Source organism: Daejeonella sp. (assembly GCF_044232565.1).
Taxonomy (GTDB): domain Bacteria; phylum Bacteroidota; class Bacteroidia; order Sphingobacteriales; family Sphingobacteriaceae; genus Daejeonella.
Map to the genome: position 1 here is coordinate 1 of NZ_JBIILQ010000094.1, position 9,549 is coordinate 9,549.

At 34.2% G+C, this 9,549-nt stretch carries 3 protein-coding genes; 1 reads left to right on the top strand and 2 read right to left on the bottom strand.

What is annotated here, in order from left to right; translation table 11 throughout:
• Both ACILQF_RS06845 and ACILQF_RS06850 read right to left on the bottom strand, forming a co-directional pair.
• On the bottom strand, positions 1 to 5,865 hold a 5,865-nt coding region (locus ACILQF_RS06845; RefSeq protein ID WP_395626673.1), incomplete at its 3' end, for a PQQ-binding-like beta-propeller repeat protein.
• Positions 5,866 to 6,259: 394 nt separating this feature from the next.
• The gene (locus tag ACILQF_RS06850) at positions 6,260 to 6,772 is read right to left on the bottom strand and encodes a fasciclin domain-containing protein (RefSeq protein WP_395626674.1); all 513 of its coding nucleotides are present in this window, start codon (positions 6,770 to 6,772) and stop codon (positions 6,260 to 6,262) included.
• 1,014 nt (positions 6,773 to 7,786) lie between these two features.
• Here ACILQF_RS06850 and ACILQF_RS06855 point away from each other — a divergent pair.
• Positions 7,787 to 9,549, top strand: a 1,763-nt coding sequence (locus ACILQF_RS06855) for a hypothetical protein (RefSeq protein ID WP_395626675.1), incomplete at its 3' end; no start/stop codon positions are given.

A 9,549-nucleotide genomic window follows, 5' to 3' on the forward strand; every position in this document is an offset into this window, starting at 1 on the left:
ATCAACAGATATACTCACTTGAGGCAAGGCAATTGTTTTAACAGAAATACTAGTTGAGGTCAAGCTACAACCATTTAAGGATGTAACCGTAACTGAATAATTACCAGCCTTATTTGCGGTTATAGTTTTTGAAGACTCCCCAGTTGACCATAAATAGGAAATACCCTCACTTGCAGTTAAAACAACAGAATTACCTTCACACAAAATCAAAGAACCAGTGTAGGTAATGGTACTTGGCGCACAACTCGTAAGTACAATCTCCTTTGAAAAGGCAAAACATCCACTAGCATTTGAAAATCTCAATTTATAAGTACCCGATTGAGAGCCTAAAAGAGTATTACCAACAGCCCCCGGAATTAACACATCATCTTTATACCACTGATAGGTGCCATCGCTAGTAACCGTAGAAGAAAGCTTTACAGTGCTTCCCTGTACAAAGGAAGTCGACCCATCAACAGATATACTCACTTGAGGCAAGGCAATTGTTTTAACAGAAATACTAGTTGAGGTCAAGCTACAACCATTTAAGGATGTAACCGTAACTGAATAATTACCAGCCTTATTTGCGGTTATAGTTCTTGAAGACTCACCAGTTGACCATAAATAGGAAATACCCTCACTTGACGTTAATACAATCGAATTCCCTTCGCATAAAACTAAAGAACCAGTGTAGGTAATGGTACTTGGCGGACAATCAAATGCTTTACTTCCAGTTCGTCTATAATTACCCTGAAAAGTGCCCCAAACTGGCTCTTTATCAGTAAGTCCCAGATTTGTTAAAGGGTCATTAATGTCCCCCATTTGTTTTGGTACACCAAAGTTGAGTTTGTCTAATCCGATATTTTGCTCATTAAAAAAGATATTAGAATTGAGCGACTTTATAGAGGCTAGTTTATTTTCAACTGAGTAACTTATGGATTTATCATCCTTAATCGTTGATATTCCTGCGTTTAATGTGTTGGTTTTAGGATTATCGTAAATACCAAAGAATTTGCCGTTCTCTGTTCCACCATATACCATATTTTGGATGTATAAAATATTTGCTGAAATTGGTTCTGCTGCATTGTATTTCCATTTAACGACTTTATTTAAATCAATAGCAGTAATAACGCCATTTATATTTGCAAAATAAATATTGCCAAACTCAGAAATAGCTGGAGTGGATTTAATTGAATGGCCTGATTCATATTTCCAAACTACTTGTCCATTTTCAGGATTAATTCGGTAAAAATCTCCCTTATTGGTGCCAATGTAAATGAAGCCATTAGCATCTATCACGGGGGAGCTTTCAATAGGGCTTCCCAAGTTAGACGCCCAGACTGTCGAAACAGTGCTATTATCATTTAATTTGACCTTTAATATTTTACCAGACAAGGTTCCTAATATCAAATTGTTATTTTGATCAACTGCCGGAGACTTTGTAATTATTTCATTAAGATTAACTTTCCATTTAGCTGATTGCTGTATGATGTTAGTCCGAATATCAAATCCATAAATAGTACCTTGATCACTTGTGAAAATTAGTTTTCGATCTCCAGTAATTACTGCAGAAGCATTTATTGGTGCATCAGATATGATGTTCCAAGCAACCTTGCCAGTTTTAGAATCAATTGCAAAGAAATTCTTATTTGAAACCCCTAGATAAATTCTATCAAATTGAGAATCAATGGTTGGAGTAACTAAAGATAAACCACCCAAAGGAATTGTAGGCCAAAGAGGCGCACCGGTTTTATTAAATCCATTTAAGGAACTTCCACTAGTTATGAATACAGATGAATCTGCTGTTACAGATGGCGTAGTAAAAATTTTAGATGATACTACCAGGGGGTAGATAGAATTTCCTACACGGTTTACTAAACTTACTGAGGCTCCATTTATTGGATCAAAATTTGAATCTGCAGCATATATTATGTTGGAATTTAATGCAGTAATACCTCCTAAAAATGCTCCTTTAAAAGTTTTTGTAAAAGAAACTAAGGAAATATATGCAACTGTTGAATCTTTTCCCCCATCATTATCAGTAATGCGCAACATGAGCTTGTTAGTTCCTTGCTTATAATAATTAACGAAAATAGTGTCACTTGAGTTAACTAAACTATCATTTACAAACCACTCGTATTTAGTAATTACTCCATCCTTATCCAAACTGCCGTATGATGAATAGGTTGCTCTTATGATATTATATTCGCCAACATTATTAAATGTCTTATTTTCAAATTTTGTAACCCTAGGCCTCGAATTGAAAGGTATAGCTGATAAAGAATTACTATAGGTGCTTTCCTCATTATCAAAATTGCCTGCAACAAGCCGGTAATAATATTTCTTATTTAATTCAAGTCCAATCTTATCAATATAGGTGTTCAATTTGCCAGAAATCGAATCTATTAATACGGTAGGGTTTTCAAGTTCACCTCTATAAATTTTAAAATATTTTATGTTTTTATTGGAATTTGTATTCCAAAAAAGTGTGTCAGTTTTATTACCAGGCTTTACATTCAGTAAATTCGCAGGCGATATAAAAGTTTTAAAATTAAATTTTGGAGACCACTTACTAAATGCTTTCCCATTGCTAGAATTTACTCTCCAAAAATATTTAGAATTATGAGACAAGCGGTTTTGAGTAAGGGATGTATCCGCAACTGTTTTCTCAACCAAATCAGAACTAAATGTTGAATCTGTACTATACTGAATGGTATATAGTGACGCATTATCAGTTTTTTCCCACTTAAATACGATATTCGTATCTGTTTTTAAAGCAAGATTTAAAGGTGATTTTAATTTTGTCGGAGTAAATGCAATCGTCTTTATTTCGTTAGAAAAACCACTTTCTAGATCGGATAATCCAACTGAACTAAATCTATAATAAATGGGTTTATTAAAATCTTGATTTAAAGAATCTATAATTATTGTATTTGGCTTTATGGTTTGATATTTTGTAATAGGTACCGTTGTTAAACCTTTATAAATATTTATTCCCTTTATTTTTTCAATCCCAAATTGAGTTATTTTAAACGAAACTTCACCATTTTTTGAACTGTCTACAACTACATAAGGAGAAGGATAGCTAAATATACTTTCATATACTCCTGCATCTGGATTAGAACCCGTTGCCCCTGTTCGGCTCATTCCAAGAATGTCTTTGTTTATGCCCGAAATTGAACGAGCCAAGCCAATTGCCGGCGAATAATCAGCCAGCCTGTAGTCCTTATTTAAACTATCTAAAAATCTTGGATGCTCGTCAAGATTAGTAGTTGTACCAGGAAATCCTCCTTTAATTATACTATTTTCAACTGTTATAATACCTGTATAAGCAATATCAGCACTAGCCCATAAAATTGAATTTTTAAAATTTACTATATAATTTGAATTGCCTGAACTAAAAAGATAGCCTGAATTTCCAACATAAGTAAAATGATTAACAGATGCAGCTGAACTTACAGAATTAGATAGTTCAAAAAAGGTATTGGGTGAATTACCATAAGCCAAACAATTATTCATTGTAAATGTTCCGCTTTGGGTACTAATAACACCCCCAGAAGCGCCATTGTCTTTAAATATACAAGATTCAATTATTGGACTTGATAATCTTTCAAGAATTGCAGAGCCGGCAACTCGAGTAGATCCATTAGAAAAAGTTAAACCCTGAAAAAGAGTATTCCCTGCGTTTTCGATGAAAAAAATGTTAGAATTAAGCATTGGTTTTATGATGACTTTACTTGCCCCATTAATTCCTATGAAATTAATAGCCTTATCAGAAAAAACGATATTATCTAAATAAATACCATCCGAAATTAAGATTGAATCACCATTTACCGCTTCAGAAGAAGCAGCAGAAATTTTTAATTTCGGACTCGCTATACTTCCAATATTGGAGTCATTCCCATTTTTAGCTACATAAATTATATTATTAGGAGAGGCAGAAACTATATCAGAAAATGAACTTTCTAATCCATAATTATCATAGCTTAAATCCAAGCTATCCATGGCAGATATTTTGTAATAATATTTTGTAAGGGCTGTTAAATTGCGATCAATATAATTTGTGCTCACAGAACTTCCCAACTTCGAAAAAGTAGTGCCATTGGTTGAGCGGTAGATAGTATAACTATTGACACCAGGTGAATTGCTTGCAGTCCAGGCTAGTCTGATTTTCTTTGAAGCGAAATCTATTTTTAAATCAGCAGGCGCCTCAGGTGTTTTATTGGCAGGCGAATACCAAGACTCATTGCCATCAAACTGATCATCCGTGCCATCCTTACTGGCATCATAAGCAGTAATAGCAATGTCCTCATCAATGGATATTCCAGCGGGTAAGGTATAGGTTAAAACATTCCCTGCATCAACAGAATTTTTATAGGAATAACCAGTAAAGCCTCCATGGTATATTTTATATCCTGCGATATCGGATTCGGTATTGGCTGTCCAGGTTAGGACTACACGGCCGGCTGAAAGAGATTTTACAATATTGATAGGCATTGAAATTGGAGCTGTAATAATTGGAGTAGCGGATGATGAGCTAACATTTATTATACCAAGTTCAAAATCATTTGTTTTATCAAAAATCTGATTTTTTACATCATTACCCATTAAGGAAGCCCAATAATTATTTGAGGCATCTATTGTAAAATTACTTTTATTGGTCACGCGCACAAAGTAATAATCTTTTAAACCGTGAAAATTATTATATGTTATTGTATTAGGCCCATAATGAATATTAAAGTCATAGTAATTTGAATATGAGAATGTATTATAACTAATTGTATTATTTTTAGCTTCAATGTATCCACTTGGTAATTCAATTGCTGCGAATTGGTTTTTTTTGCCTGATTTAATAACTTGATTGTAGCTAAATACTGTGTTATTATTACTTGATAAATCAACAGCCCTATTTAAATTACCAACTATTATATTATTTTGAATTGTTAAACCAGTAAAAATATATGTACCACTTATACCAATACCATCTCCGCCATTTTCAGAAATTAAATTTTTTCTTATAGTATTTTGATCTCTACTGATAACCAAACCGGTAGATCCATTATTATAAATAATATTTTGTTCTATTGTGTTATTTGAAAAGCCTGTTGTAACGTCACCCCAGCTGAAATTAAACCCAATACCGCCATTATTCTTAACCAGGTTTTTTTTAATCAAATGATTGTTAGAATTATTTCTATAGCCGCCAAAACTAAATCCTGAATATTGGTTATTAACAAAGGTATTTTCAATAATATTGCAAAAAGTAAAACTTCCAACACCATTATCTTCTGTACCTGCGCTAGTGGTTGTACCGTCAACGTTAAAACTAAATAGATTTTGAAAAAGCAAAGAATTTGTTGTTTTTTTAAAGTTTATACCGTAGGTATTATTAATGAATGCTGAATTCTTAACTTGAATTGTAGCATCATCAAGTCTTAAACCTTCTTTTGCATAAGAAAAACGACAAAATTGAAAAACTGATCCAGAAGTATATTCATAGTTACTAGTATAAACTGATGTCGTTCCTTTTAACCATATTTTGTCCCAAGAACCCCTAGTTTTAGATGATAGATTACTTGTAAATATAATTGAATCAGTTTGTGAACCAACTGCGTTTATTGTACCTTCAATTTTAAGATATTTTGCTTCCTCAAATCTTACTTCTACACCTGGTTCAATTGTAAGTGTTGCACCAGAATTTACCAATAAGTTGTTTTTGATTAAATACGGACTTGCCGCTTTTGTCCAAGTAGTATTTGTTGCTATAACTCCGCTCACTTCAGTTTGCGCCTTCAATAAACCTATAGAAAAAACAAAACACATCAATAAAATCAAGATGTATTTAATTTTGGTTTTGGATCTCTGATCTGTAATTATTCTATTCAATCTCTTAAATTTATTATCAAAGGTTGATGACTAAACTTATAAAAAAAATATTGATTTTATAAAAATAAACTAATATTCGACTATAAAGTAAATACTTTGCGTTAATCGTGTGATTAACAGAATGTAACAGGTTTTTTTTGGGGGGGGGGAGGGGGGATTAAACGCAGATTTTTATATTTGAGAATTCAATTAATGACAAATAAAGATTTGTAATTAATGCGCATGTTTTTCGAAATTATAAAATGAATAAGCACAACAAAGCGATGCATTGATTTAATTTGTATGCTAATTCACGCTTACATATATTATTAAAAAAGGACTTTGGGCCAAAACAAAAAAGCCACTGAAAAAATTCAGTGGCTTCAAATTTTAAAAAAGCTTTCGCTAAATAAAATTATTTAGGTAAAACTACAGAGTCAATTACGTGAATAACTCCGTTGCTTGCTCCAAGATCTGTAGCAACAACAGTAGATACACCACCATTTTCGTCAGTAAGAATTACTTTGCCACCTTTTATGGAAGCAACTAAAGTAGCGCCACTTAAAGTTTTGATACTTAAAGAACCTTTAGCATCAGTAATAGCCTTTACTACTGCAGCAGCATTTAAATTACCAGCAACAACATGGTAAGTTAAAATTTTAGCCAATGTAGCTTTGTTTTCAGCTTTTAATAAAGTTTCAACAGTCCCTTTTGGTAATTTTGCAAAAGCAGCATTTGTTGGAGCAAATACAGTAAAAGGGCCAGCACTTTGTAATGCAGCAACTAAATCTGCAGCTTTTACAGCAGCAACTAAAGTTGTGTGATCACTAGATCCTACTGCAACATCAACGATAGTTTTTTGAGCACTCGCAGAAAAAGCAATAGATAAAGCAGCAAATAATGTTAAAGCAATTGATTTGATTTTCATAATCTTTTTTTTATCGGTTAGATTCCAAACACGTTAATTCGTGCATTAATTACAGCACAAGATACCTGATTTATCAAGCCCTAAACAGGCTCAAATATTGTTTTACAATTAAATTACATTCGGATTAACGATTATTATTGAGGTTAAGCTGTGGAATAAACAATGATTTATGTCTTTATATATTAGTTTGTAAGGTTTAAAGAAATTATAGTTAAAAAATCAATCCATAACTATTACTATTATCCCAATTCAGTGATTAAAATTGTTACATAAGATTTGCTAGAACAAGGAAGGAATTAGAGTGATTCTTATCAATCAAAATAAACTATCAAATTAATTGAGGTAATTTATTTGCAAGATCCACAAATACAAAACACATAAATTCCAAAAGCAGCCAATCAAATTACTCACTGTAATTAAAATTGATAATCGATGTTTCGATTGTTTAGGAAATTTGACAGCAATTGGATTTATGTTAGTTAAAGTGCTGGTATTGGCGTCGGCAAATAATAGAGTAATACAATTAATATAATAGAGCGAAAAACATTGGATTCAATATCAGCGCTACCAAGATTTATGACAAAGAATGTGCATACGGAATGTCTTTGCTTTGCATCAAGGATTAATCATTGATTTAATTCATCCCTTAAAGACGGCATGGATTTTTTAATGACTATGCTGGCCAGTTTTTCAAAAGTCATCAACAGAAAAATAAAAATCCCAATACTGGTGGGCATTGAGCAGTTAATTATGAGTTAATTTAGACTAAGCCCTATACTTAAATTAATTTTTTTTGTTTTAAATCCAAGCGTGGTTTTTTACCAATAGTAAATTAAATTACAGAATTTTTTTATTAATAATAATCAAGGTAAATTTCTGCTCAATTTTTTCATTTTGACAAATTTTACAGACCTAAATTAGCTTAGAGCTTATCAAAGGTTTATTATGTGCAACAAACTAAATAATAAAATATCCTAATTAACTAGAACTATTCAATCGAAAAATCATCCTCCAATGAAGTCAATTTTTTACTTGCTATTTAGCCTATTGATTCTACTAAGTTCAATACCTGCATTTTCCCAAATCGGCATCGGAACCAACACCCCGGCAGCTTCAGCGGCCTTGGAAGTAAGCTCTGGCACCAATAATAAAGGAATATTAATCCCCAGATTAAGTGCTAGCCAAAAAGATGCCATTAGCAACCCTGCCGAAGGCTTAATGATTTATCAAACCTCAGCTCCTGCAGGGTTTTATTATTATACTGGCACGGCCTGGAAATTGATGGTTACGCAAGCCGATTTAGCCACTAAAGTAGATAAGGTCACAGGCAAAGAGCTTTCCACCAACGACTATACTACATCTGAGAAAACCAAGCTTGCCGCCATTATTGGCAGCAATACAGGAGATCAAGACCTAAGTACCTACGCAACTACTTCCCAGCTGGCTAACAAAGCAAATTCATCGGATGTAACAACCAGCTTAACCACTAAAGTAGATAAGGTAACAGGCAAAGAGCTTTCCACCAACGACTATACCACAATTGAGAAGACTAAGCTTGCCGCCATTACTGGCAGCAATACAGGTGATCAAGACCTAAGTGGCTTCGCAACTACTTCTCAGCTGGCTAACAAGGCAAATTCATCGGATGTAACAACCAGCTTAACTGCTAAAGTAGATAAGGTAACAGGCAAAGACCTATCTACCAACGACTATACTACAGCTGAGAAGGCCAAGCTTGCCGCCATTACTGGCAGCAATACAGGTGATCAGGACCTTAGTGGCTTCGCAACTACTTCTCAGCTGGCTAACAAGGCAAATTCATCGGATATAACAACCAGCTTAGCCACTAAAGTAGATAAGGTAACAGGCAAAGACCTTTCCACCAACGACTACACTACAGCTGAGAAGGCCAAGCTTGCCGCCATTATTGGAAGCAATACAGGTGATCAGGATTTGAGTTCCCTTGCGAGTAATACAGCCCTTGCATTAAAAGCAAGTGCTACTGATTTAACTAGCGGTTTGGCATTAAAAGTAGATAAAGTAACAGGCAAGGATTTATCAAGCAATGATTATACCGCAGCAGAAAAAATAAAAGTTTCAAATCTGTCGGGCACCAATACTGGTGATCAGACCAATATTTCGGGCAATGCTGCTACAGCAACAAAATTAGCTGCAACTAAAAACATCAATGGAGTAGCATTTGATGGTAGCACAGATATAACAATAACAGCATCTGCGGACGCTGGCACCTTAACAGGCACCACCTTAAATTCAACGGTAACAGGATCTAGTTTAACGAGTGTAGGAACATTAGCAAGCTTAACGGTAAGCAATCCAATAACAGGAAGTGTAACAGGCAGTTCAGGTTCTACCACAGGCAATGCTGCTACAGCAACAAAATTAGCTGCAACTAAAAACATCAATGGAGTAGCATTTGATGGTAGCACAGATATAACAATAACAGCATCTGCGGACGCTGGCACCTTAACAGGCACCACTTTAAAGTCAACGGTAACAGGATCTAGTTTAACGAGTGTAGGAACATTAGCAAGCTTAACGGTAAGCAATCCAATAACAGGAAGTGTAACAGGCAGTTCAGGTTCTACCACAGGCAATGCTGCCACAGCAACAAAATTAGCTGCAACTAAAAACATTAATGGAGAAGCATTTGATGGTAGCACAGATATAACCGTAACAGCGGATGCTAGCACCTTAACAGGCACCACTTTAAAGTCAACGGTAACAGGATCTAGTTTAACGAGTGTAGGAACATTAGC

Bases quoted from the DNA above. Each gene is read 5' to 3' on its own strand.
- ACILQF_RS06850 (WP_395626674.1), bottom strand. From the start codon at position 6,772: ATGAAAATCAAATCAATTGCTTTAACATTATTTGCTGCTTTATCTATT.